This window comes from Bradyrhizobium sp. SZCCHNR1043 (assembly GCF_032489675.1).
GTDB lineage: Bacteria > Pseudomonadota > Alphaproteobacteria > Rhizobiales > Xanthobacteraceae > Bradyrhizobium.
In genome coordinates this window covers 279,480-303,370 of the sequence record NZ_JAUEYN010000006.1, presented here as the reverse complement: position 1 = coordinate 303,370, position 23,891 = coordinate 279,480, and the positions used below count along the sequence as shown (strand labels likewise).

Annotated in this window: 20 protein-coding genes; 6 read left to right on the top strand and 14 right to left on the bottom strand. The window is 66.9% G+C overall.

Going from position 1 to position 23,891, the window contains the following annotated elements:
- Positions 1-328: 328 nt before the first annotated feature.
- The gene (locus tag QX039_RS13045; RefSeq protein ID WP_315736756.1) at positions 329-943 is read left to right on the top strand and encodes a class I SAM-dependent methyltransferase; all 615 of its coding nucleotides are present in this window, start codon (positions 329-331) and stop codon (positions 941-943) included.
- Here the strand turns inward: QX039_RS13045 and QX039_RS13040 are convergent, their stop codons facing one another.
- Both QX039_RS13040 and QX039_RS13035 read right to left on the bottom strand, forming a co-directional pair.
- Positions 944-1,210: a hypothetical protein gene (locus tag QX039_RS13040; RefSeq protein WP_315736755.1), complete on the bottom strand. Its 267-nt coding sequence runs from the start codon at positions 1,208-1,210 to the stop codon at positions 944-946.
- 280 nt (positions 1,211-1,490) lie between these two features.
- Positions 1,491-2,675 carry an extensin family protein gene (locus tag QX039_RS13035; protein WP_315771371.1) on the bottom strand — a complete coding sequence of 395 codons (1,185 nt, stop codon included), beginning with the start codon at positions 2,673-2,675 and terminating at the stop codon, positions 1,491-1,493.
- A 500-nt stretch (positions 2,676-3,175) separates the two neighbouring features.
- Here QX039_RS13035 and QX039_RS13030 point away from each other — a divergent pair, with 500 nt between their 5' ends.
- Positions 3,176-3,940, top strand: coding sequence for a DUF2147 domain-containing protein (locus QX039_RS13030; protein WP_315771369.1), 765 nt, complete (start codon positions 3,176-3,178; stop codon positions 3,938-3,940).
- 78 nt (positions 3,941-4,018) lie between these two features.
- Here the strand turns inward: QX039_RS13030 and QX039_RS13025 are convergent, their stop codons facing one another.
- Positions 4,019-5,386, bottom strand: coding sequence for an ATP-binding protein (locus tag QX039_RS13025; protein WP_315771366.1), 1,368 nt, complete (start codon positions 5,384-5,386; stop codon positions 4,019-4,021).
- Positions 5,376-6,143, bottom strand: a complete 768-nt coding sequence (locus QX039_RS13020; RefSeq protein WP_315771364.1) for a response regulator — start codon at positions 6,141-6,143, stop codon at positions 5,376-5,378. Before QX039_RS13020 ends, QX039_RS13025 begins: the two co-directional genes overlap by 11 nt.
- A gap of 230 nt (positions 6,144-6,373) precedes the next feature.
- On the opposite strand from QX039_RS13020, the gene QX039_RS13015 reads away from it, so the two are divergent.
- Genes QX039_RS13015 through QX039_RS13005 form a run of 3 tightly spaced genes read left to right on the top strand, consistent with a single transcriptional unit; the run spans position 6,374 to position 11,144 of the window.
- Positions 6,374-7,849, top strand: coding sequence for an efflux transporter outer membrane subunit (locus QX039_RS13015; protein ID WP_315736749.1), 1,476 nt, complete (start codon positions 6,374-6,376; stop codon positions 7,847-7,849).
- Positions 7,850-7,890: 41 nt separating this feature from the next.
- Positions 7,891-9,183, top strand: coding sequence for an efflux RND transporter periplasmic adaptor subunit (locus QX039_RS13010; RefSeq protein WP_315736748.1), 1,293 nt, complete (start codon positions 7,891-7,893; stop codon positions 9,181-9,183).
- Positions 9,183-11,144: a MacB family efflux pump subunit gene (locus QX039_RS13005; protein WP_315736747.1), complete on the top strand. Its 1,962-nt coding sequence runs from the start codon at positions 9,183-9,185 to the stop codon at positions 11,142-11,144. The genes QX039_RS13010 and QX039_RS13005 overlap by 1 nt, the downstream gene beginning before the upstream one ends.
- Positions 11,145-11,190: 46 nt before the next feature.
- Here the strand turns inward: QX039_RS13005 and QX039_RS13000 are convergent, their stop codons facing one another.
- The 7 genes from QX039_RS13000 to cyoA are packed head-to-tail and all read right to left on the bottom strand — an operon-like array spanning position 11,191 to position 18,123.
- On the bottom strand, positions 11,191-11,724 hold the full coding sequence (locus tag QX039_RS13000; protein WP_315713466.1) for a response regulator transcription factor: 534 nt from the start codon (positions 11,722-11,724) through the stop codon (positions 11,191-11,193).
- Complete coding sequence (locus tag QX039_RS12995) at positions 11,714-13,066, bottom strand: ATP-binding protein (protein WP_315736745.1); 1,353 nt, start codon at positions 13,064-13,066, stop codon at positions 11,714-11,716. Before QX039_RS12995 ends, QX039_RS13000 begins: the two co-directional genes overlap by 11 nt.
- 46 nt (positions 13,067-13,112) lie before the next feature.
- Positions 13,113-13,946 (bottom strand): SURF1 family protein, encoded by an 834-nt coding sequence (locus QX039_RS12990; RefSeq protein WP_315736744.1) that lies wholly within the window; start codon positions 13,944-13,946, stop codon positions 13,113-13,115.
- Positions 13,946-14,305 (bottom strand): cytochrome o ubiquinol oxidase subunit IV, encoded by a 360-nt coding sequence (gene cyoD / locus QX039_RS12985; protein WP_315736743.1) that lies wholly within the window; start codon positions 14,303-14,305, stop codon positions 13,946-13,948. The genes QX039_RS12990 and cyoD overlap by 1 nt, the downstream gene beginning before the upstream one ends.
- The gene (gene cyoC / locus QX039_RS12980; protein ID WP_315736742.1) at positions 14,302-14,931 is read right to left on the bottom strand and encodes a cytochrome o ubiquinol oxidase subunit III; all 630 of its coding nucleotides are present in this window, start codon (positions 14,929-14,931) and stop codon (positions 14,302-14,304) included. The genes cyoD and cyoC overlap by 4 nt, the downstream gene beginning before the upstream one ends.
- Entirely contained in the window at positions 14,928-16,937 is a 2,010-nt protein-coding gene (gene cyoB / locus QX039_RS12975) for a cytochrome o ubiquinol oxidase subunit I (protein ID WP_315736741.1), read from the bottom strand. The genes cyoC and cyoB overlap by 4 nt, the downstream gene beginning before the upstream one ends.
- Positions 16,938-16,947: 10 nt before the next feature.
- The gene (gene cyoA / locus QX039_RS12970; protein WP_315736740.1) at positions 16,948-18,123 is read right to left on the bottom strand and encodes a ubiquinol oxidase subunit II; all 1,176 of its coding nucleotides are present in this window, start codon (positions 18,121-18,123) and stop codon (positions 16,948-16,950) included.
- 154 nt (positions 18,124-18,277) lie between these two features.
- On the opposite strand from cyoA, the gene QX039_RS12965 reads away from it, so the two are divergent.
- The gene (locus tag QX039_RS12965; RefSeq protein WP_315736739.1) at positions 18,278-19,588 is read left to right on the top strand and encodes an MFS transporter; all 1,311 of its coding nucleotides are present in this window, start codon (positions 18,278-18,280) and stop codon (positions 19,586-19,588) included.
- Between the two features lie 4 nt (positions 19,589-19,592).
- Here the strand turns inward: QX039_RS12965 and QX039_RS12960 are convergent, their stop codons facing one another.
- From QX039_RS12960 to QX039_RS12950, 3 genes are read right to left on the bottom strand one after another with little or no spacing between them, the layout of a single operon-like run.
- Positions 19,593-21,305, bottom strand: a complete 1,713-nt coding sequence (locus QX039_RS12960) for a thiamine pyrophosphate-binding protein (protein WP_315736738.1) — start codon at positions 21,303-21,305, stop codon at positions 19,593-19,595.
- Between the two features lie 28 nt (positions 21,306-21,333).
- Positions 21,334-22,272: an AEC family transporter gene (locus QX039_RS12955; RefSeq protein WP_315736737.1), complete on the bottom strand. Its 939-nt coding sequence runs from the start codon at positions 22,270-22,272 to the stop codon at positions 21,334-21,336.
- Positions 22,273-22,309: 37 nt separating this feature from the next.
- Positions 22,310-23,863, bottom strand: a complete 1,554-nt coding sequence (locus QX039_RS12950; RefSeq protein ID WP_315736736.1) for an AMP-binding protein — start codon at positions 23,861-23,863, stop codon at positions 22,310-22,312.
- Positions 23,864-23,891 lie beyond the last annotated feature (28 nt).

Sequence of the window (23,891 nt, the reverse complement as noted above, 5' to 3'; positions counted from 1 at the left end):
GCATGACCGTTCTGGCAGCTCGTTCAAGGCACGCTATCGCCGCGCAGGCGGTGCGCTCCCCTCCCCTTGCGGGGAGGGGTTGGGGGTTGGTATTCACGGGTCCCGCCGTTGATGAGAGCCAGCGCGCCGACAGGCACGACGCTTCGTTGCGTGTCGCGTTACGCACCCCATGAGTTCTCGACAGATGGTGGGGATCTCACCTCGTTCAGCGCGTGGGGACCCCCACCCCCGACCCCTCCCCGCAAGGAGGAGGGGAGCCCACCACCGCCTGGGCAAGAGTTCGAGCCGTCGCGTGCTATAATGTGTGCCTCTCCTCGGGACCGAAACCATGTCCGACCGCACCACCCATTGGCAGAACGTCTACACCACCAAGGCCGAGACCGAGGTCAGCTGGTACCAGGACGATCCGGCGACCTCGCTGCGGCTGATCCGCGAGGCCGGCGCGACGCCGACATCGCGGATCATCGATATCGGCGGCGGCGCCTCGCGGCTGGTCGATGCGCTGCTCGCGGCCGGCTACAGCGCGCTCGCCGTGCTCGACATCTCCGATGCGGCACTGGCGACGGCGCGCCGCAGGCTCGGCGCGGCGGCAGCCGGGGTCACGTGGATCGCCTCCGACGTCACCACCTGGACGCCGGACGCGCGCTACGACGTCTGGCACGACCGGGCCGCCTTCCATTTCCTCACCGCGCCTGAGGACCGCGCCGCCTACGTCGACCGCCTGCGCGCGGCGGTGGTGCCCGGTGGGGCCGTCATCATCGGCACGTTCGCGCCCGATGGTCCCGAGAGGTGCAGCGGACTGCCGGTCGTCCGCTACGACGCCCACAGCCTGGCCGCAGCGCTGGGTCCTGCTTTCACGCTGGAGGACAGTTGCACCGAGGCGCATCGCACGCCATGGGACTCGACGCAGCAGTTCCAGTTCTGCCGCTTCCGCGCCGGTTAGTCAGCAGCACAGAGGCGGGCCATCCGACACGACGAGAACCTCGATGTCGGTATCCTCGCTGCGCGCGGCATCGTCCGCTCCGCCAGCGGAGGTCTCACTCTGCGGCGGCGTGCGCCAGGGAATCGGCTTCGGCGGCATCCGCTCCAGGCGCTGCGCGTCGGCGACGGCGCGGCGGGCGATCTTCAGCGAACGGCAGACCAGCACGGCCTGCTCGGCGGTGCCGACCTCGAAGCCCGCCCCAATCGCCTTGATGCGATACGATACCATCTCCGCCTCTCCCAATCCGGCAGCAACCAGAACCCCGCGCGCCTTGTTCCTGGCGACTGTGGCAGGTCTAGTGTCGGCCAATGGCGGACGGCAAAACTGGTCAACGGACTCCTAATGCGCAGCGCGTGACATCGGCGTTTCCGTTTCGCGGCGGGACAGAGTGCCTTCACGCGCGGCTGACGGCGAAAGAAATCCACAGCCGCGCACAGCGCGAAGCGAACGACAAAGGGTGAGGAGATGGTCGGGCCGGGAGATGCGACGCGCTATTCGCCATTGCTTCTCAATAGTCCCGGAATTCGTCTTCCTCGTTGATCAGCTGGCCGATGCTGCGCGGCTGCTTGCGCGACGGGATCGAGCTGGTCACGTCGGGCTCGCGCTGGCCGTAGCCATAGCGCCGCTGCTGCGCGCGCGCCGCCACCGCCTCGCCGGACTGCGCGGCCGGCTGGCAGATCAGGCGGCGGCTGGCGCGGCGCATCAGGTCCACATGGATGTGGTCGTAGTGATAGACGTTGGAGCCCGGCGCCAGCACGGTGGTGAACTGCTGGCAGGCGCCACCCTGGATGTCGCGCAGAAAGCCCTGCTCCTCCGGCAGGCCGATCCAGCCATCCTTGACGCTGATGCGACGGCCGTCGGCGAGCGTGAAGGCGGCGATGTCGAGCGCGTTGCCGAAGGCATGCTCGGAAATATGCGCGCTCGGATTGCCGTTCATGCCGCGGCAGGAATAGGCCGAGATCTGCTTGATCTCGACGACCTTGGTGCCGAACCAGCGCTGGGCCGCCGGCTGCACCGATTCCGCAAGCCAGCGGTCGAGCGCCGAGACGATCGGACAGGCGAGCGTCGCGGTCGGCTTCACCGCGACCGGGCCGACGGTGCCGACCGGATCGCGCGACGGTCCGAGCCGCGGCGGCGGTTCCTGCGGCGGATAGGCGGTGCGAGCGGCCGGCTGACCGCGATAGGGCGAATAGGCCGCGTCGGCCGGCTGATCGACGTCGTCCTCGCCGACCGGCGGCTCGAGCTGCAGTGGCGCGCCGGGAGGAGCGCCATAGGACGGCGATGCCGAATTCGGATAGGCCGCGCTCGACGCGGGATAGGCCGGCTGCGGCGCGGCCTGCGGCTGATAGGTCGCGGGCGGGGTGTAGCGTTGCGGCGGCTGGTTGATCGGCCAGCGCGGCTGGCCGCCGATCGCGGCCGGTGGACGCAGGCTTTCATCGGCGAAGCCATAGCTCGTGGTCGCTTCGCCGAGCGCTGCCACCTTCAGCGGATAGTCGGCGCCGCACATGCCGGGGCCGGAGATCGGATTGATGCGGACGATATCCGCGCTCTCCTTCACCGCGCCCGATTTCAGGCAGGCGATCTCGGCCTCGGCCCGCCACGGCTCGCGCTCCTGGAAGAATCCACGGCCGCAACCCGCAAGCGAGACAAGGACGATGGAGCCGACGAGATACAAACGAACTCCGCGCGTCATATGCAGAGGTTTGCGGCAATTTGCTTAAGGACCTGTCAATGCCGTCCATTTACGGCGCGCAAACCATCGTGACGTGAAAGGCAGTCCATTTGCGGGGAAGCGACAACCGCGCTGTCTTTTTTGCCGATGCCGATCGGATATGTGTGGCGCGCGCTCCGCGGAACGCCTGCGTCAGAAGCGACGCGCACGTCAGGTGCGCGAGAGATACGAAACCGGGAGCCGTCCCATGAGCCCTGCCGATCGGCTGAGCATGGTGGTCACGTGTATCGTGTTTGCATTCGTCGGCGCCATCGTCGTCGGGATGATCTGATCGCTGAGATCCGATCTCGATCAATCGACGGGCGGCTGTCGGCCGGCGGCGTGCCATCGCCCACCTTCCCGCGCGGAGTTGTCGTCTTCAGACACGCATCCGTCGGCTGTGATCTCTGTCACAGATCGCGCCGGCGCCCGCGTTTAACAGGTCCCTCAGGTTCACGACGCCGTCCCGAGGGAGCTCATCCATGAAGACCGTCTTTCTGGCCGCAGCAGCCGTTCTGATCGCGAGCAGCGCCGCGCAGGCCGGCAGCTCGATCGCGTTCAATTTCGACGGACACAAGATCCGCGTCACCGTGCCGCGCAACTGCCAGTCGCTGTCCTGCCTGCAGGTGTCGGGCATCGACCTCAGCGGGCTGACATCGTCCAAGCTCGGTGATGATGCGCCGGCGAGCAGCGCGCCTGCGGCCAGCGCTCCGGCTCCCGCCGCCGCGGCGCCCGCTGCGCCGGTCGTGAATGCGCCCGCGCCCGTCGCCGCCGCGCCAGCCGTGGCCGCGCCGGCCCCCGCAGCGCCCGCTTCCATCGCGCCATCCAGGACGGGGCAGATGCCGGTGCCGCCGGCACCGGTCGCTGCGACCACGCCTGCTCCCCAACCTGCTCCGGCACCCGCGTCGGTCACCGTCGCCGCGGCGCCTGCCGCCGTTCAGCCGGCTCCGGCTGCAGCCGATCCGAACTCGCCGCTCGGCCTGTGGGCCACCGAGGGCGGCAAGGGCAACGTCGTGATCGAGCCGTGCGGCGCCAACATCTGCGGCTTTGCCGAGAAGACGCGCGAGAAGATCCTGATCAACATGAAGCCGAAGGACAGCAAATGGGTCGGCCGCATCCATGATCCGGACGGCGGCGGCAACTACGACTCCACCGTGGTGCTCAAGAATCCGAACACGTTGCGGGTCCAGGGCTGCGCGTTCGGCGGCCTGTTCTGCGGCGGCCAGACCTGGAAGCGCGTGAGCTGATCGCCGTCCCTCGACGTCGGCAAACGCAAAGGCCCCGCCGGGATCAGCACCGGCGGGGCTTCCTTCTCGTGGCGTGTGCTACGCCACCTTGGCGGGGATCGCCGCGGGCATCGCGATGCGCAGCGGCAGCGACAGCCGCACCCGCAGACCGCGCGGGGCGTTGGGCATCAGCGCGATACCGCCGTCATGCTTCTTCATGATCTCCTGCGCGATCGACAGCCCGAGGCCGAAGCCGCCGGCGGAGCGGGCCTGGTCGAGCTTGACGAACGGCTCCAGCGCGCGCGCCTGCAGCGCCTGAGGAATGCCCGGACCGTCGTCGGCGACCTCGATCGCGATCATGCCGTCGGCCAGGGTCGACAGGCTGACCACGACCTCGCTGCCGTGCTTGACCGCGTTCTCAACCACGTTGGTGACGGCGCGCGACAGCGCCCGCGCCCGGCCCTCGCAGACCAGCCGCGACGGTCCATCGAAGGTCACGGCGTGGCCGACATCGGCGAAGTCGCAGCAGATCGTCTCCAAGAGGCTCGACAGCTCGATCCGCGCCGGCTGCTCGGCCTTGGTGTCGTCGCGCAGATAGTCCAGCGTCTCGTCGAGCATGCGGCTGACCTGGTCGATGTCGCGCAGCATCGCGCTGCGCATCTCGACCTGAGCGATGCGCTCCGAGCGCAGCCGCAGCCGCGTCAGCGGCGTGCGCAGATCGTGGCTGATCGCGGCCAGCATGCGCGTGCGGTCGTCGAGCAGCGCGCGGATGCGCGCCTGCATCTCGTTCAGCGCCTCGGCGACCTGGGCGATCTCCCGGGGCCCGCGCCGGCTCAGCGGCTCCTGCGCTCCCGGCGAGCGGCCGAACGCCGCCGCCGCGCGCGCCATCTCCGACAGCGGCCGGATGATCGCCCGCGCCGCGTAGATCGACAGCAGCACGCCCAGGATCAGGATGAGGAACAGGAACACCGCCGTCGGCTTCAGCACCATCGACCAGAATTCGAGGCGCGGCACGTCGTCGAACACCAGCGCACGCTCGCCGTCGACCTGGACGATGATCTGGGTCGGCGGCGACGCGCCATAGCCGACGCCGTGGAGCAAGGTGACGTCACGCAGCACGCTGAGCTGACGGCGGGCCAGCCGCGAGGTCCATGGCACGTCGCTGACCGGCTTGGCGAGCAGCGTGAGCGAGGTCAGCGGCACGAGCTCGACCTGGATGCCGGAGCTGCGCAGGCTCGACAGGCTGCTGTCGACGGCCACGGGGTCGTTCGCGGCGCGGACGAAGTGCACCGCCTCGGCCACGCGCGCGATGCCGTAGGCCGGCGATTCCTGCTCGTCGGGCGGATCGAGGAACAGCAGCGCCGCCGCGATCATCACGACCATGCCGAACAGCACCGACAGCGACGCCAGCGTCACGATCTGCGTGGTGAGGCCGAGGCGCGGGCACGGCTTGCTATCAGGCGTCATCGATGGTCTCGACTCTTGGCGTGAAGACGTAGCCGCCGAGGCGCACCGTCTTGATCAGGGTCCAGCTCCTGGCGCCGGGCTCGATCTTCTGGCGGATGCGGCTGATGTGAACGTCGATGCTGCGCTCGACCGGCCCGGCCTGCCCGCCATGCGCCAGCTCGATCAGTTGCTCGCGCGACAGCACCCGGCCGGCGTTGCGGCAGAACGCCAGGAGAATGCCGAACTCGGCGCTCGTCAGCGTGATCTTGACTCGGTCGGGATCGAACAGCGTGCGCGTCGCCGGCTCGATGCGCCAGCCGTCGAAAGTCATCGGTGCCTGCCGCGCCGCGATCACGGCGGGATGCAATTGCGAGCGGCGCAGCAGCGCGCGGATCCGCGCCACCAGCTCGCGCGGATTGAACGGCTTGACGACGTAGTCGTCGGCGCCGAGCTCGAGACCGAGGATGCGATCGATGTCCTCGCCCTTCGCCGTCACCATGATGATCGGCACGGTCGAGATCTGGCGAAGGCGGCGACAGATGCTCATGCCGTCATCGTCCGGCAGCATCACGTCGAGCATGATGAGGTCGACCTGCTCGCGCTGCAGGAGGTCGTTCATCGCGGCCGCGGAGGACACGAAGCGCGGCGCGAAGCCGTGCTCCTGCAACAGCTCGGTGAGCAGCGCCGCAATCTCCCGGTCATCTTCGACGCAGAGAATGCGCGCAGCTGCCGGTATGTTTGCGTCTGCGGCCACGGCGGTATTGTGTGACGACATCATGCGCGGAACATGGTCGATTTGAGTCCAAAAGAACAGCCCGAAGCGAGCTCCGATCGTGGCAAAAGTAAGCTGTATTGTTAAGGCGGAAACATTTCTTCACGCGACTTAATCCTGCGAAATTGGTATCACGCCTAGGCTTTACGCATCAGACAAGCATCAACAGGGAAGTCCTGCGGCATGGCTCTTCAGCCGGCGCGGCCCTCTTCCGAACCGCGATCGTCTCAGCCACCGTGAAGCCTCTCCTGCTCGCACTCTGCCTGGCCACACCGCTGCTCGCCGGCTGCGCCGTCGGGCCCGACTACGTAAAGCCGGATTTCGGCATGCCCCAGAGCTGGAGCAGCGACCGTAACAAGCCCACGCAAGCGCTGAAGCTCGCACATTGGTGGCGCAGCCTCGGTGATATGATGCTCGATCAGCTGATCGCAGACGCCGTCAGCGGCAATCTCGACGTCGCCGCCGCCAAGGCGCGCATCCGCGAGGCGCGGGCGACGCAGCGCCAGGCCATCGGCGCACTGTTTCCCACAGTGAGCGCCACCGGCATGGCGACGGAGACCCGCAGCGCCGGCAGCTCGACGAGCGGCATCGCGATCGCTCCTACCACCTACAGCCAGTACCAGGCTGGCTTCGATTCGAGCTGGGAGCTCGATCTGTTCGGCGCCAACCGCCGCGCGGTCGAGGCGGCGACCTACGGCGTCGACGCCGCGGAGGACGATCTCCGCGCGACATTGCTGACGCTGGTCGGCGACGTCGCCTCCAACTACATCGATGCGCGCGCCTACCAGGCGCGGGCGGCGCTGGCGCGGCGCACGGCTGCCTCGCAGCGCGAGACCGCGGCGCTGACCGAGCGCAAGCAGAATGCCGGCTCGGCGTCGGCCGTCGACACCGCCAAGGCCTCCGCGCTCGCCGCCAGCACCGAAGCCACCATCCCGACCTATGAGAGCAGCTATCAGCAGGCCGTGCACCGGCTCGGCGTGCTGCTCGGCCGCGACCCGGCCGCACTGAGCCTGCGCCTGTCGCGCACTGCGGCGATCCCGGCGCCACGCCTGCCGTTGCCGAAGGGCATCCCGGCCGACGTGCTGGTGATGCGGCCGGACGTCCGCAAGGCCGAGCGGCAGCTCGCACAGTTCACCGCGAAGATCGGACAAGCGACGGCTGCGCTGTATCCGGATGTCAGCCTCAGCGGCTCGGTCTCGACCAGCGCGCTGAAGCTCGGCGATCTCGGCAGGAGCTCGACCATCGGCTGGTCGATCGGCCCCAGCGTGTCGGTGCCGATCTTCAACGGCGGCAAGCTGCAGGCGGCGGTGGAGATCGCCGAGGCGCAGCGCGACGAGTACCACGTCGCCTGGCAGAGCGCCGTGTTGAGCGCGCTCGAGGACGTCGAGAACGCCATCGTCAATCTCGCCCAGGAACGCATCCGCATCCGCAGCCTGACGGAGTCGGCGCGACGCTATGGCGAGGCTGCACGGCTGTCGCGCTCGCTCTATCAGACGGGGTCCAGCACTTTCCTCGACGTGCTCGACGCCGAGCGCTCGCAATTCACGGCCGAGGACAATTTGCTCGCCAGCCGCGCGACCTTGGCGAAAAACTACGTCGCACTGGCCAAGGCTTTGGGCGGCGGTTGGACCGGCGCGATCGACAGCTCGCGGCCCGAGGTCGTCGACAGCGGCACCGGGCCGCATCTCGCGCAGTCCGTCGACCCCAAATAGCCCACGTCCTGAATTCCAAAACGTATTTCCGAAATGATCCGATGAACGCACCCCTATCCCAGATGCCCCGAGCGGTCGCGGTCGATGACGGCCACGCGCCGGGACCGAAGCCCAAGCGGCCGCGCCGCTGGCCGCTGCTGATCGTGGGAGCGCTCGTCGTTCTGGCCGCCGCGATCGTGCTGGTCATGAGGCTGACCAGCAATCCCAACGCCAATCTCGTCACCGCACCCGTCACGACCGGCGACATCGAGCAGACCGTGCTCGCCACCGGCACGCTGAAGCCGGTCAAGCTCGTTGCGGTCGGTGCCCAGGCCTCGGGGCGCCTCGTCGCGCTCAACGTCAAGCTCGGCCAGAAAGTGAAGGCCGGCGACCTCATCGCCGAGATCGACTCGCTGACGCAACAGAACACGCTGCGCACCAACGAGGCGAGCCTGCGGAGCGTGCGGGCGCAGCGTGACGAGAAGGTCGCCACCCTGGCGCTGGCCGAGGCGAACCTGGCGCGGCAGCAGGTTACGCTGGCGCAGAAGGCGTCGTCGCGCGCCGACTACGACAGCGCCGAGGCGACCGCGAAGCAGACCCAGGCCCAGATCGCGCAGCTCGACGCGCAGATCGTCGAGGCCGAGGTGGCGATCGAGACCGCGCGCGTCAATCTCGGCTACACGAAGATCACGGCTCCGATCGACGGCACCGTGCTGTCGATCGTCACCCAGCAGGGCCAGACCGTGAATGCGGTGCAGTCGGCACCGACCATCGTCGTGCTCGGCCAGGTCGAGACGATGACCGTGCGGGTGGAGATCTCCGAGGCCGACGTGGTCAAGGTCCGGCCCGGACAGAACGTCTATTTCACCGTGCTGGGCGAGCCCGATCATCGCTACGAGGGCACGCTCGGATCGATCGAGCCGGCGCCCGAATCGATCAAGAGCGATTCGAGCTTCTCGTCGAGCACGACGACCACGTCGAGCAGCAGCTCGTCCTCGTCCACCACGTCGTCGGCGATCTACTACAACGGCGTGTTCGACATCGCCAATCCGGACGGGCGGCTGATGACCTACATGACGGCCGAGGTCCACATCCTTCTCGGCGAGGCCCGCAAGGTCCCGACCATTCCGTCGTCCGCGCTTGGCAACGCCAATCCCGACGGCAGCTACACGGTGCGCGTGCTGACCGGCGCAGGAACACTGGAGAAGCGCACCACTCACATCGGCCTCAACAACAAGATCCGGGCCGAGGTGCAGTCCGGCCTGCGCGAGGGCGAGCGGGTCGTCATCTCGACGCCCGACGAGGGGCCGAAGCGAACCGTGATGCCGCCGCCGGCCTCCTCCGGAGGTCCGTGATGGCGGAGGTGCTGATCGATCTGCAGAACGTCGGGCGGTGCTACGCCTCCGGCGAGAGTACCGTCCATGCCTTGCGCGGTGTCGACATCCAGATCGCGCGCGGCGAGATGGTCGCCATCATCGGCCAGTCGGGCTCCGGCAAGTCGACGCTGATGAACATTCTGGGTTGCCTCGACCGCCCGACATCCGGCAGCTACCGGATCGCCGGCCGCGAGATGGGCTCGCTCGATCCGGACGAGCTGGCGGCGTTGCGGCGCGAGCATTTCGGCTTCATCTTCCAGCGCTACCATCTGCTGGGCGAACTCACGGCCGCTGAGAATGCCGAGGTCCCGGCCGTCTATTCCGGGCTCGGCCCCAATGCGCGGCGCCGGAAGGCGGCGGCGCTGCTGCAGCGGCTCGGCATGGGCAGCCGCACCGACCACAAGCCGGGTCAGCTCTCGGGCGGCCAGCAGCAGCGGGTCTCGATCGCCCGCGCGCTGGTCAACGATCCCGACGTGATCCTGGCCGACGAGCCGACCGGCGCCCTCGACCGCGCCAGCGGCGAGGAGGTGCTGCGCATCCTCGACGAGATCAGCGCCTCCGGGCGCACCGTCATCATCGTCACCCACGATCCGAGCGTCGCGCAGCGCGCCCGGCGCATCATCGAGATCGAGGACGGCCGCGTCATTTCCGACCGGCTCAATCCGCGGACTTCGGAACCCGCGCCAGCCGCAGCGACCGAAGACCATACCGCCGCGGCGGCGTCGTGGTGGCGCAGCCAGCTCGACCGTTTCCGCGAGGCCGCGCGGATGGCGCTGCTCGCCATGAATGCGCACCGGATGCGCGCGTTCCTCACCATGCTCGGCATCATCATCGGCGTTGCCTCGGTCGTCCTGGTGCTGGCGCTCGGCAAAGGCTCGCAGGCCAAGGTGCTGAAGGACATCAACCGGCTCGGCACCAACACGCTGGAATTCTTTCCCGGCAAGGATTTCGGCGATACGCGCTCCAGCAAGATCAGGACGCTGGTGCTCGCCGATGCCAAGGTCATGGCGCAACAGCCCTATGTCGACGCCATCTCGCCGACGGTCTCGACCACCAGCACGTTGCGGTTCGGCGCGATCGAGGTCAGCGCCCAGATCTCCGGCGTCGGCGAGCAGTATTTCCGGGTCAAGAACACCGAGCTCGCCGAAGGCAGCTATCTCGATGCCGATACCGTGCGCTCCTACGCCCAGGATGCCGTGATCGACGACAATGCGCGCAAGGCGTTGTTTCCCGATCCCGACGTCAGTCCGCTGGGCAGCGTGGTCCTGATCGGCAAGGTGCCCTGCCGCGTCGTCGGCATCACCAAGCAGCAGCAGGCCGGCTTCGGCTCCAGCTCCACGCCGATCGTCTACCTGCCCTACACCACCGTGCAGGCGCGCTTCCTCGGCAACCAGGTGCTGCGCAGCATCAGCGTCCGCGTCGACGAGGCGACGCCGATGGCCGCGGCCGAGCGCGCCGCGACGGCGCTGCTGACGGCGCGGCACAACGCCAAGGACTTCTTCGTGCTCAACACCGACGACATCCGCAAGACCGTCGAGAGCACGACGCAGGTGCTGACTCTGCTGGTGGCAGCCATCGCCGTGATCTCGTTGCTGGTCGGCGGCATCGGCGTCATGAACATCATGCTTGTGTCGGTGTCCGAGCGCGTCGGCGAGATCGGCGTGCGCATGGCGGTCGGCGCGCGGCGCAGCGACATCCTGATGCAGTTCCTGATCGAGGCCGTGCTGGTCTGCCTGCTCGGCGGCGCGCTGGGCCTTGCGCTCGCGGTCGGCTTCGGCACGGTCTTCAACGCGCTCGACGTCGGCTTCCAGCTGATCTATTCGCCGCTTGCAATGGTCGGCGCCGCCGTCACGTCGATGGCGATCGGCATCGGCTTCGGCTACATGCCCGCCCGCAGCGCCTCGCGGCTCGATCCGGCAACGGCGCTGGCAAGGGAGTAGGTCGGAAAGAATGAGCTCTACTCCTCCGGACAACAACCGGATCGATCTACTTCACCGGGCGTTTCTCCAGCTTGCGCGCGAGCGTCCGGCGATGCATGCCGAGCCGTCTTGCAGCTTCGGAGATGTTGAAGTCGGTCTCGATCAGGGTCTGGTGGATGCGCTCCCATTCCAGCGTCTTGATCGAGGTGGAGCGCTCGGCCAGCGCCACTTGCGCATTGCCCTGCGCCTTGCGGAACGCCTCCTCGATGTCGTCGGTGTTGGACGGCTTGGCCAGATAGTGGCAGGCGCCGAGCTTGATCGCCTCCACCGCCGTCGCGATGCTCGCGAAGCCGGTGAGCACCACGATCAGCATCTCCGGATCATGCGCATGCAGCTTCTCGACGCAGACGAGACCTGAGGCGCCGCCGAGCTTGAGATCGACGACGGCATAGCCGAACGTCTTTTCTTTGAGGATCTCGTCGACGTCCTCGAGCGAGCCGGCGACGACGGCCTCGTAGCCGCGCCGTTCGAACGAGCGCTTCAGGGTGCGCGCAAAACCGTCATCGTCCTCGACGATCAAGAGGGACAGGTCATTCGCCATCGCGCTCTCCAATGACAAGCGTCGACAACGGCAGTGACAGCCGCACGGTCGCCCCACGTCCCCGGTGGTTCCAGGCCGAAACGCTGCCGCCCAGCTTGCGGATCACGTTGACCACCAGGAAAAGGCCGAGGCCGCGGCCCGGGCGGCCCTTGCTCGACTGATAGGGACGTCCGAGTTGACCTAGCATCGCCGGATCAAAGCCCGGCCCGCGATCGCTGACGCTGAGCAGCAGCTGATCACCATTTCGTTCGGCCACGAACTCCACCCACTCGCGCGAGACTTCGAACGCGTTGTCGAGCACGTTGACGATCGCCTGCTTTAGCGCGACGTCGGAGACGATCGCCGGGTCCGAGCCGAACTCGTTGCGGAACATCAGATTGCGCGCCGAGCGCACCGCGCTCCATTCGGCGACCAGCGTCGTCAGGAACGCCTTCAACGTTGTCGGCGCCGAGCCTTCGCCGCGCGCCTGACCGGCCGAGACCAGGATGTCGGTGACGATCGACTTGCAGCGCTGCACCGCCGCTTCCATTTCCGTGAAATCCTCCGCGAGCGCCGGATCGGCAGAGATCGCGGTCATGCGGTGCCAATCGTTCAGGATCACCGAGATCGACGCCAGCGGCGTGCCGAGCTCATGCGCGGCGCCTGAGGCGAGCAGGCCCATGCGGATGATGTGATCCTGCTCGACAGCGTGCTGGCGCAGATCGGCAAGCTTGGCGTCGCGCTCGCGCAGGTTCCGGTTGATGCGGGTGACGAAGACGACGAGCAGCACGGCGTCGAGCACGAAGCCGACGAACATGCCGGTGATGTGCAGGGTGAATGCATCGCTGACGTGATGCTGCGGCAGTTGCAGGGGACGGTACTCGATGGTGAGCCAGATGAAGCTGAGCACCGTCAGCGCGACCAGCGACCAGGACGAGCGCGCATCGAGCAGCACGGCCCCCAGCGTGACCTGCAGCAGATAGAGGCACGTGAACGGATTCGACGCGCCGCCGGTGAGATAGAGCTCCGATGTCAACGCCACGACGTCGAGCATCAGGGCGATCAGCAGGTGACGATTGCCGACGTCGTCATGCGTGCGCAGCCAGATATGGCTTGCGATATTGAGCGCCACCAGCGCGCAGATGATCGCCGCCATCGGCAGCAGCGGCAGCGCAATGCCGAACCAGGTGGTCACGAAGCCGATGGTGACGATCTGACCGACCACGGCGATCCAGCGCAGCTGGATCAGCAGCACCATGTTCTTGCGGTTGGTCGCGTCCTTCGTCGGCAGCGGCGCGTTGATCTCGGGTGTGGCGATCGCGGCCACGGCTCCGAACGGCAGATTAGGGGCCTCGCTTCTCATGAGGCCACGTCCGATCTCCGCCGACAGAACGGCGAGCTTCGATCCCTCAAGACGCCGCCCCGCATCCACCCATGTCCTGCCGCCGCTGATCCCATTCCACATCCTGCGCCGCCGGCGCCTCGCGCTCACTCTGCCCGCGGCGGAGCCGCTGCAGCCCGGCGCCGGCCAGCATGAGGGCCAATGTAAACCAGGTCAGCGCGTAAACCAGATGGTTGTTCGGAAACGAGATCACCGTGAGTCCCCCGATCGGAAGCCCGCCGGGATTCGGGGTCGCATCGGCATCGACGAAGAACGGTGCGACGTCGGACAGACCGCGCGCCGCCGCGATCGCCACGACGTCACGTGAATACCAGCGATTGCCCGCGGGATCGTTGTGGCGCAGGAAGCCGCCGCCCGGCTCGGAGATCCGCAGCAATCCGGTCACGTCGACCGTGCCATCGGGGTTCCCGGCGCTGCGGCTCGCCGGCGCACGGCGATCCGCGGGCACGAAGCCACGATTGACGAGCACGGTGCCGCCGGCGGTCTGCAGCGGCGTCACCACCCAATAGCCGGAGCCCTCGACCGTCAGCGCCTGGACCAGCGTCTCGCGGTCGTTGAGGAAGCGGCCGCTCAACGTTATCAGCTTGTACTCGTCGTCGCTGCGATCGATGGCCGGCCAATCCGCCGGGCTCGGCGCCGGCACGGGCGCGGCATGAACGCGGCGCTCGACGCGATCGATCAGGTCGAGCTTCCAGGCCCGCCGCTCGATCTGCCAGACGCCCAGCGCCAGCAGCATCGCGACGCAGGCAAGCCACGCCGCACCGATCGCGAGCCGCAGCGCGCCGGATCGCCGGCGGCCGGCCTCGTCGCGTTCCCCTGCCCCGTTGGCAGGAGCTGACATCACGGCGTCTGGCCCATCTCGTGCACCGGCATCATGTTCGCGGTCAGGTGATGCATGACCCAGAGCGAGCCGCTGAGCGCAATCACCACCATGATGATCGTGAAGATCAGCGCCATCATGGTCCAGCCACCCTCGGCCTTGGTGTTCATGTGCAGGAAGAAGACCATGTGGACGACGACCTGCACGGCCGCGAACGCCATGATGATCAGCGCCGTGGCCTGCTTGTCGAGCGAACCGTTCATGACCAGCAGAAACGGAATCGCCGTCAGGACGACGGAGGCGCCGAAGCCGATCAGTTGGCCCGAGCGCGTGCCGGCATGGTCGTCCGCCGAACCGTGCGCATGTGCATCAGAGCTCATCGAAGCATCCCCATCAGATAGACGAAGGTGAAGACACCAATCCAGATCACGTCGAGGAAGTGCCAGAACATGCTGAGGCAGACCAGCCGACGGCGGTTGGCCTCGATCAGGCCGTGGGTCCTGACCTGCACCATCAGGGTGACCAGCCAGACCAGACCGAACGTTACATGCAGGCCGTGAGTTCCTACCAGCGTGAAGAACGAAGACAGGAAGGCGCTGCGCTGCGGCGTCGCGCCCTCGTGGATCATGTGCGCGAACTCGGTCAGCTCGATGCCGAGGAAGGCGAGGCCGAACAGCCCGGTCACCACGAGCCAGGCCTGCATCGCGCCAACGCGGTTCCGCTGCATCGACAGCATCGCGAAGCCATAGGTGAGCGACGACAGCAGCAGGAACGAGGTGTTGACCGCGACCAGCGACAAGTCGAACAGATCCTTCGGCGCCGGCCCGGCGGCGTACTTGGCGCCGAGCACGCCATAGACGGCAAACAGGATCGCAAAGATGAGACAGTCGCTCATCAGATAGATCCAGAAGCCGAGCATCGTGCTGCTGCCTTCGGGATGCTCGTGCTCGTCGACGACATAGAAGACCGGTTCCCCGGCCTTCAGGGTGCCCATCGCAACGGTCATGACTTGGCTCCTGCCACGAGCAGCTCGGTGCGCGCGCGCTCGACGCTTATGACCTCATCGGCCGCGATGTGGAAGCTGCGGTGATAGTTGAAGGTGTGGCCGATCGCGACCGCGAGCAGCGCCAGGAAACTTCCGGCCGCCATCCACCACATGTACCAGATCAGGCCGAACGCCATGGTGGTGCTCAACCCCGCCAGAATCACGCCGGTGCCGGTGTTGCTCGGCATGTGGATCGCCTTGAAGCCGGCGAGCGGACGCGTGTAGCCGCGGCGCTTCATGTCCCACCAGGCGTCATTGTCGTGGACCACAGGCGTGAAGGCGAAGTTGTAGGCCGGCGGCGGCGACGACGTCGCCCACTCCAGGGTGCGCGCATTCCAGGGATCGCCGGAGACGTCGGCGAGCTGCTCGCGGCGGAGGATGCTGACCGCAATCTGGATCAGGAAGCTCGCGATGCCCAGCAGGATCAGGAATGCACCGATGCCGGCGACGACGAACCAGATCTGCAGGCTCGGATCGTCGAAGGTGCGCAGCCGACGGGTCACGCCCATCAGGCCGAGCACGTAGAGCGGCATGAAGGCGAAGTAGAAGCCCACCGTCCAGAACCAGAACGACAGCTTGCCCCAGAATGGATCGAGCCTGAAGCCGAACGCCTTCGGGAACCAGTAGGCGATGCCGGCGAACAGGCCGAACAGCACGCCGCCGATGATCACGTTGTGGAAATGCGCGACCAGGAACAGGCTGTTGTGGAGCACGAAGTCGGCCGGCGGCACCGCGAGCAGCACGCCGGTCATGCCGCCGATCACGAAGGTCAGCATGAAGGCGACCGTCCACATCATCGGCAGCTCGAAGCGGATGCGGCCGCGATACATCGTGAACAGCCAGTTGAACATCTTCGCGCCCGTCGGGATCGAGATGATCATCGTGGTGATGCCGAAGAAGGAGTTCACGCTGGCGCCGGAGCCCATCGTGAAGAAATGGTGCAGCCAGACGAGGTACGACAGGATCGTGATCACGACCGTGGCGTAGACCATCGAGGTGTAGCCGAACAGGCGCTTGCCCGAGAAGGTCGAGGTCACCTCGGAGAAGATGCCGAAAGCCGGCAGGATGAGGATGTAGACCTCCGGATGGCCCCAGATCCAGATGAGGTTGACGTACATCATTGGGTCGCCGCCGAAATCATTGGTGAAGAAGTTGGTGCCGACGTAGCGGTCGAGCGACAGCAGCGCTAGCACCGCCGTCAGCACCGGGAAGGAGGCGACAATCAGCACGTTGGTGCACAGCGAGGTCCAGGTGAAGACTGGCATCTTCATCATGGTCATGCCGGGCGCACGCATCTTGACGATGGTGCAGATCAGGTTGACGCCGGACAGCAGCGTGCCGACGCCGGCGACCTGCAGGGCCCAGATGTAATAGTCGACGCCGACATCCGGACTGTAGGAGAGGTTCGACAGCGGCGGATAGGCCAGCCAGCCGGTGCGCGCGAACTCGCCCACGAACAGCGAGCACATCACCAGCACGGCGCCCGACGTGGTCATCCAGAAGCTGAAATTGTTGAGGAACGGGAACGACACGTCGCGGGCGCCGATCTGCAGCGGCACGACGTAGTTCATCAGACCGGTAACCAGCGGCATCGCCACGAAGAAGATCATGATCACGCCGTGCGCCGTGAACACCTGATCATAATGGTGCGAGTTCAGGTAGCCCTCGGAGCCGTTGAACGCGATCGCCTGCTGCAGGCGCATCATCAGCGCGTCGGCGAAGCCGCGCAGCAGCATGACGATGCCGAGGACCATGTACATGATGCCGATGCGCTTGTGGTCGACCGTGGTGAACCACTCCTTCCAGAGATAGCCCCACAGCCGGAAATAGGTGATGGCGCCGAAAAGCGCGATGCCGCCGAGCGCGACCATCGCGAAGGTGCCGATGATGATCGGCTCGTGCAGCGGCAGCGACTCCAGCGTGAGCCGGCCGAAGATCAATCGGGTGAGATCTGACGTGTCGAACATGATGTGACCCTCACGAATCCGACTTGGAGGCTGGCCCCGTGATGAAAGACGCCTTCGACGGCCGCAGCAGGCTGGGCCGTTCAAGGCCGCGGCCCTGCAGCGGCGTCCAATCGAGCGGCGCGAGAACGGTGGGCGACGATTCCGCAGCCATGCGCGTGACCTGGTCGCCCGGCAGGCAGACGCCGCCGGCGACGTAGCTCGGCTCGCCACCGAACACCGTGCCGCGGCCGGCGAACTTGTCGTAGGCGAGCGGCAGCGTGTTGCGGACGCCGGCCAGGCCCATGCCGCCTCTCGCGTCGATCGCCATCATCTCGCTCATGCACATCTTGCCCGGTTCGACGCACATGTTGAGGATGGCGCGGAACAGGTCAGCATCGACCGAGGCGAAATGGCGGACCGGCTCGTCGGTGCTGGGACGCTCAAGCACGAGATAATCCGGCTTGCCGAGGTGATTGCCACTGGCCTTCGCCTTCTCGATCCAGCCGGAAAACTCCACATCCGACAGGCCATGAAAGGCAAAGCGCATGCTGGAAAAGCCGGCACCACTATAGTTGGCTGAGAAGCCGCGATAGACGCCGGGCTTGTTGATGACGGCGTGCAGCCGGCTCTGCATGCCCGGCATCGCATAGATCTGGCCGGCCAGAGCGGGGATGTAGAACGAGTTCATCACCGAGGACGAGGTGATCTTGAAATCCAGCGGCCGGTTCACCGGTGCGGCGAGCTCGTTGACGGTGGCGATGCCGTATTCGGGATAGATGAACAGCCACTTCCAATCGAGCGCGACAACGTTGACCTCGAGCGGCTTGTCCAGCGGCGTCACCGGACGATCGACCGCGATGCGCCCGAGCGTGCGGTAGGGATCGAGCAGATGCGTGCCCATCCATGTGACCGCGCCCAGGCAGATGATGATGAGCAGCGGCGCCGCCCAGATCAGAAGCTCGAGCTGGGTGGAGTGATCCCAATCCGGCGTGTAGGTCGCCGCCTGGTTCGACTGGCGGTAGCGCCAGGCCACGATCGCCGTCGCCGCCATGACGGGCACCACGATCAGGAGCATCAGCACGGTCGCGATGATCACGAGATCGCGCTGTTGGGCGGCGACATCACCGGAGGGGGCGAGCACGACCAGATTGCAGCCGCCGAGCGCGAGCCCCAGCGGCAGCAGAGCCAAGGATTTCCAGTAACGCACGCTTAACCTCGTCGCACGGCGGATCTCTGAACGAGGCCTCACCTAGCGACCGGACGACACGGCCGACATTGGACAATTTGTCCAATACCGGAGCGGCGCCGAGGACGACAATTACGGAGCGCGAATAGAGTACGAGAGGACTGCAGGCAGCGCGATGACACAGGCAGCGGCGACCGCCGACGGCGAAACCCATCTCTCCCGCACGCATGAGGCGCATCCGGGCGAGATCGCGATCGGCGTGATCATCGGGCGGACGTCGGAGTTCTTCGACTTCTTCGTCTATGCCATCGCCTCGGTGATCGTGTTTCCGCGCTTGGTGTTTCCGTTTGCGGACGAGCTGACGCAGACCCTGTATTCGTTCGCGCTGTTCGCGCTCGCCTTCCTCGCGCGTCCGTTCGGCAGCGTGATCTTCATGGCGATCGACCGCCGCTACGGCAAGAGCGCCAAGCTGATCACCGCATTGTTCCTGCTGGGCACCTCGACCGCCGCGATCGCGTTCCTGCCGAGCTACCACACCGTCGGTGCGGCGGCGATCTGGCTGCTGGCGCTGGCGCGGATCGGCCAGGGTCTCGCCTGGGGCGGCGCCTGGGACGGGCTGGCGTCGCTGCTCGCGATGAATGCGCCGGAGCACCAGCGCGGCTGGTACGCGATGATTCCGCAGCTCGGCGCGCCGCTCGGGCTGATCGTCGCCAGCGTGCTGTTCGCGTTCTTCGTCGGTTATCTCTCCGCGGCCGACTTCTTCGACTGGGGCTGGCGGTACCCGTTCTTCGTGGCGTTTGCCATCAACGTCGTGGCGCTGTTCGCGCGGCTGCGCATGGTCGTGACGCCGGAGTATGATGAGCTGTTCCAGTCGCGCGAATTGCAGCCGGCACGCGTCATCACCACGATTCGGCACGAGGGCCGCAACATCGTGATCGGCGCCTTCGCGCCGCTGGCGAGCTTCGCGCTGTTCCACATGGTGACGGTGTTTCCGCTGTCCTGGGTGTTCCTGTTCACCAAGGAGACGCCGGCGCGCTTCCTGCTAATCGAGGCCGTCGGTGCGGTGTTCGGCGTCGTCGCCATTGTCGCGTCTGGCATGCTGGCCGACCGTATCGGACGCAAATCGCTCTTGATCGGCTCGGCGATCGCAATCGCGGTGTTCTCGGGCTTCGCGCCGCAACTGCTCGACGCCGGCCCGGTCGGCGAGACCATCTACATGGTGCTCGGCTTCATCCTGCTCGGCCTGTCGTTCGGCCAGTCCTCGGGCGCGATCGCCGCCAACTTCGCGCGCACCTATCGCTACACGGCCTCGGCCCTGACCGCCGACCTCGCTTGGCTGTTCGGCGCCGGCTTCGCGCCGCTCGCCGCCCTGCTGCTGGCCGCCTATCTCGGCCTGATTTCGGCCGGCGGTTATCTCTTGTCCGGCGCCGTCTGCACCCTACTCGCGCTGTGGCTCAGCGCGCCGCGGCAGCTGCAGCAGGTGTAGGGCGCTACGAGCCCCGCCACTTGCGTTCGGCCTCGTCCCACGCCGCGAGCGGCTGCAGGTCCGGGACCCAGGCGAGTCCGGTCTTGGCGTCGGACGAGACCGCCTCCGGCGTCACCACCATGTCGAGCAGCGCCGGTCGGTTGGCCAGCGCGCGTTGGATCGCGGGGCCGAGCTGCTCCTCGGTCTCGACGCGCTCGGCATGCATGCCGAAGGCGCGCGCCATGGCGGCGTGATCGGCGAATTGCAGCTTCGTGCCGACGACCTTGCCATGTGTCACGGCCTGGTCGTGCACCTCGATCTGCCAGGCGCCGTTGTTGGCGACGACGATCAGCACCGGCGCCTTGTGGCGCACCGCGGTGTCGACCTCGATCGCATTGAAGCCGAACGCACCGTCGCCGGTCGCGACCACCACCGGCTTGTCGGGAAAGGCGAGGCTCGCAGCGATGCCATAGGGCACGCCGATGCCGATGCAGCCGAACGGGCCGGGATCGAGCATCAAGGGCGCGCTGAGGCCAACGCGGGCAAAGGACAGGAAATCGCCGCCGTCAGCGATGACCACGGCGTCATTGCCGATCGCCTCCTGCAGCGCCGACAGCACGCGATTCGGATGCAGCCGCCCGTCCGAGCCGGCCGGCGCCGTCGCCATGCTCTGCTTCAGCTTGGCCGCGCGCTCCTGATGCGCGGCCCGCAGTTTTGCGGCCCATTGCCGATCGACGGCCGATTCGCGGTTGCCCGCCAGCGCCACCATCGCGCGCAAGGTCTCCGCTGGTGTCGCCAGGATCTCGGCCGCACCACGTCGATTGTCGCGCAGCTCCGTAGCGGAGTCGCTGATGCGGACGAACTTGGCGTCCTTGAACACGGCAGGCGAGCCGTAGGCGAGCTGGAAGTCGAGCCGGCGGCCGACCGTCAGCACCACGTCGGCATCGCCCATCACGGCGCCGCGCATCGCACCGACGACCGAGGGATGATCGTCGGGCACGAGCCCCCTGCTCTCGCCGGTGTCGAGATAAACGGCGCCGAGCCGGTCGAGCAGCGCGATCAGCTCGGGCCCGGCGCCGCGCGCGCCGCGGCCGGAGATGACGAGCACACGGCGCGCCGACCACAACAGCTCGACCGCCTTCTCGACCTCGGCCGGATCAGGCCGTGTCGCCGCGCGCGGCTTCGGCGCGAGATGCTCCTCGAGCTGCAGTGCCTTCGGCACGACGCCGCGCAGCGTATCGACGGGAAAATCGATGAACACAGGCCCCGGCTCGCCGCCGTCGCCGACGGCGCGGGAGATCGCCTCGTCGAGCTCCTGCAGCACCAGCGACGGCTCGCGCACGGTGCGCGCATAGCGCGTGATCGAGCGCACGAGCTGGGTGTGATCCATGTCCTGCAGGCCACCGCGGTTCTCCTGCGGCCGCGGATTGCCGCCCGACATCACCAGCACGGGCGCGCGCGAGACGTGGGCATTGGCGATGCCGGTGATCGCGTTGGTCACGCCCGGCCCCGCGGTGACCAGCGCGACGCCGAGCTCGCCGGTGAGCTCGGCATGCGCCTGCGCCATGTGCACGGCGGCGCGCTCGTCGCGCACGTCGATGATGCGGATGCCTTCCGCATCGAGCCGCATCCAGATCGGCATGATGTGGCCGCCGCACAGCGCGAACACGCGGCTGACGCCGCGGCGCTTGAGCAGGCGGGCGATCAGATCGGCGGCACTGTCGGGAGAGATCTTCATCTGACGACTCCTGCGGATGGTGACGTGATCAGCCCGGCGCGAGCCAGGCCACGAGCAGCGAGACGGTGAAAACGGCTGACATGTGCGAGACGAGAATCGAGCCCGAGGTGACGCCGGCCTCCAGACCATAGAGCTTGGCGATCGTGAACGGCCCGGAGCCGATCGGCAGCGCGCTCAGGATCACGGCGGAATGCGACCACAGCGGCGGCATCGAGAACACGTGGAAGGCAAGCAGCGCGGTGACCGCCGGCTGCATCACGAGCTTCAGCGATACGAGAATGCCGATCGAAGCCGCATCGTGCGTCACCACCCGTTCCTGCGCCAGGAACAGGCCGATGCACACGAGCGCCGCCGGCGATGCTGCTCCACCAAGCAACGTCGTGAAGCTCAGGAACGGCGCCGGCAATGCAAAGCCGCTGAGGCCCACCGCGAGCCCGGCCACGGGCGCGATGAACAACGGGCTCGTCAGCAGCGAACGCGCGACCTTGGCGACCGTCGCCCCGAGCGTGGCGCCCTTCTGAAGATCCATCTCGACGACCACGATCGCGAACAGGAACAGCACGCAGGCCGTGAACAAGGTGGCGATGATCGAGGCCGGCGCGCTGTCCGGACCGAACACCAGGAGGCACATCGGAATGCCCATGAAGCCGACATTGCTGTAGCCGGCGTCCAGTCCCTCGATGCTGGCGTTGGCAACGCGACGGCCGCGCAGACGGCTGATCACGAAACCGGTCGCGAACGTCGCGGCAATGCCTCCGCAGAAGGCGCCGATGAAGCCGAACTGGCTGACCTGCTCGACGCCGATCCTGGACATCGCCGTGAAGATCAGCGCCGGCAGCGCCAGATAGACCGCGAAGCGGTTGAGATTGTCGGTCGCGGTGCGGTCGAACACACCGAACCAGCCGCACAGGAATCCGGTCAGGATCAGCGCGAAGATCGGAAGAGCGGAATTGAGGACGGCCTGCATCGCAGCTACATATCAGACCGTACGGCATTGCAGCGACTCACTGCGTAAATCTCTTCTTCAATTCGCGATGCAGGATCTTGCCTGTCGCGTTGCGCGGCATCTCGCTATCGGTGATGAAGGCGTAAGAGCGCGGCCGCTTGAAGCCGGCGAGCCGTTCTTTCGCCCATTCGGCCAGATCGCCCTCCTTCACCGCCATGCCGTCGCGGGGCACGATCACGGCATGGACGCGCTCGCCCCATTTGTCGTCGGGCAGGCCGACCACCGCGATGTCCTTGACACCAGGATGCGCGCCGACCTGCGCTTCGACCTCGGAGGGATAGATGTTCTCGCCGCCCGAGATGATCATGTTGCTCTTGCGGTCGGCGAGATGGATGTAGCCGTCGGCATCGCGACGGGCCATGTCGCCGACCGAGCAGTAGTCGCCGCGGAACGCCTCCTTGGTCTTCTCCGGCAGACGCCAATAGCAGTCGAAGGTGTGAGCGTTCGAGGAATAGAGCTCGCCTGCCTCGCCGTCTGGCACCTCATGTCCCGCGTCATCCAAGATGCGGATGGGCGCGGCGCCGACGCATTCGCGCCCGACCGAGCCGAGCTTGGTGAACTGCTCATGCGGATGCAGCATAGTGACCCAGCCGGTCTCGGTCGCGCCATAAAGCTCGTAGAGCCCGGACTTCGGGAACATCTCCATCACCTCGCGCTTGGTCTCCGGGCGGGCCGGCGCCGAGGAGATCATCAGCTTGGTGACCGCGCTGAAATCATGCTGCGCGCGCACCGCGCGCGGCAGATCCAGCATCATGATGTAGTGCGTCGGGACCAGCGAGGTGAACGTGGAGCCGCCGTCCGCAAGCGTCGTCACGGCGTGCTCGGGATCGAAACTCTTGCGCGAGTAGATCGAGTTGACGCCACCGATATAACCGAACGCGCCGAAGAAGTTCAGCGAGTTGGCGTGGCACATCGGCATCACCAGCAGCGCGCCGTCATTGCGGCTCAGCTTCAGCTCGATCTCGGTGACCATCGACAGGAGGACGGCGCTGCGATGGCTGCGCAGCACGCCCTTCGGCTTGCCGGTGGTGCCGGAGGTGTACATCAAGGTCCAGGGATCGGACAGCGCGACCTGCTGGTCGGGCTCCCGATCCGCGGCCATCGCAATGATGTCCTCATAGCCGCGATAGCCTGCCGGACGCGGCTTCGCGCCGAAATGGATGAAGCGGTCATCGGCGATGCCGAGATCCGTGCGCGCCTCCTCGACCAGGCCGACGAGTTCGTCCTGCAGGATCATCGCCGCCGCTTCGGCGTTCTGGACGATGAACTGCACCTCGGACGCGGTGAGGCGGAAATTGATCGGCAGCGCCACCAACCCGGCTTTGGCTGTGGCCGCATAGATCTCGCACCATTCGACGCAATTGTAGGCAAGAATCGCAACGCGATCGCCCTTGGCAAGGCCGAGCCCGAGCAGCGCGTTGGCGAGCCGGCACGTGCGCTCATTCCACAGCGCAAAGCTCATCGCACGTTCGAGATCGCGGGCACCGGTGCGCTCCGGCGACATGCGCGCATGGGCCGACAGCATCTGCCCGAAATTCAAGAGATCCCTCATCGTCGTTTCCTCCCGCCAACCGGGTTCA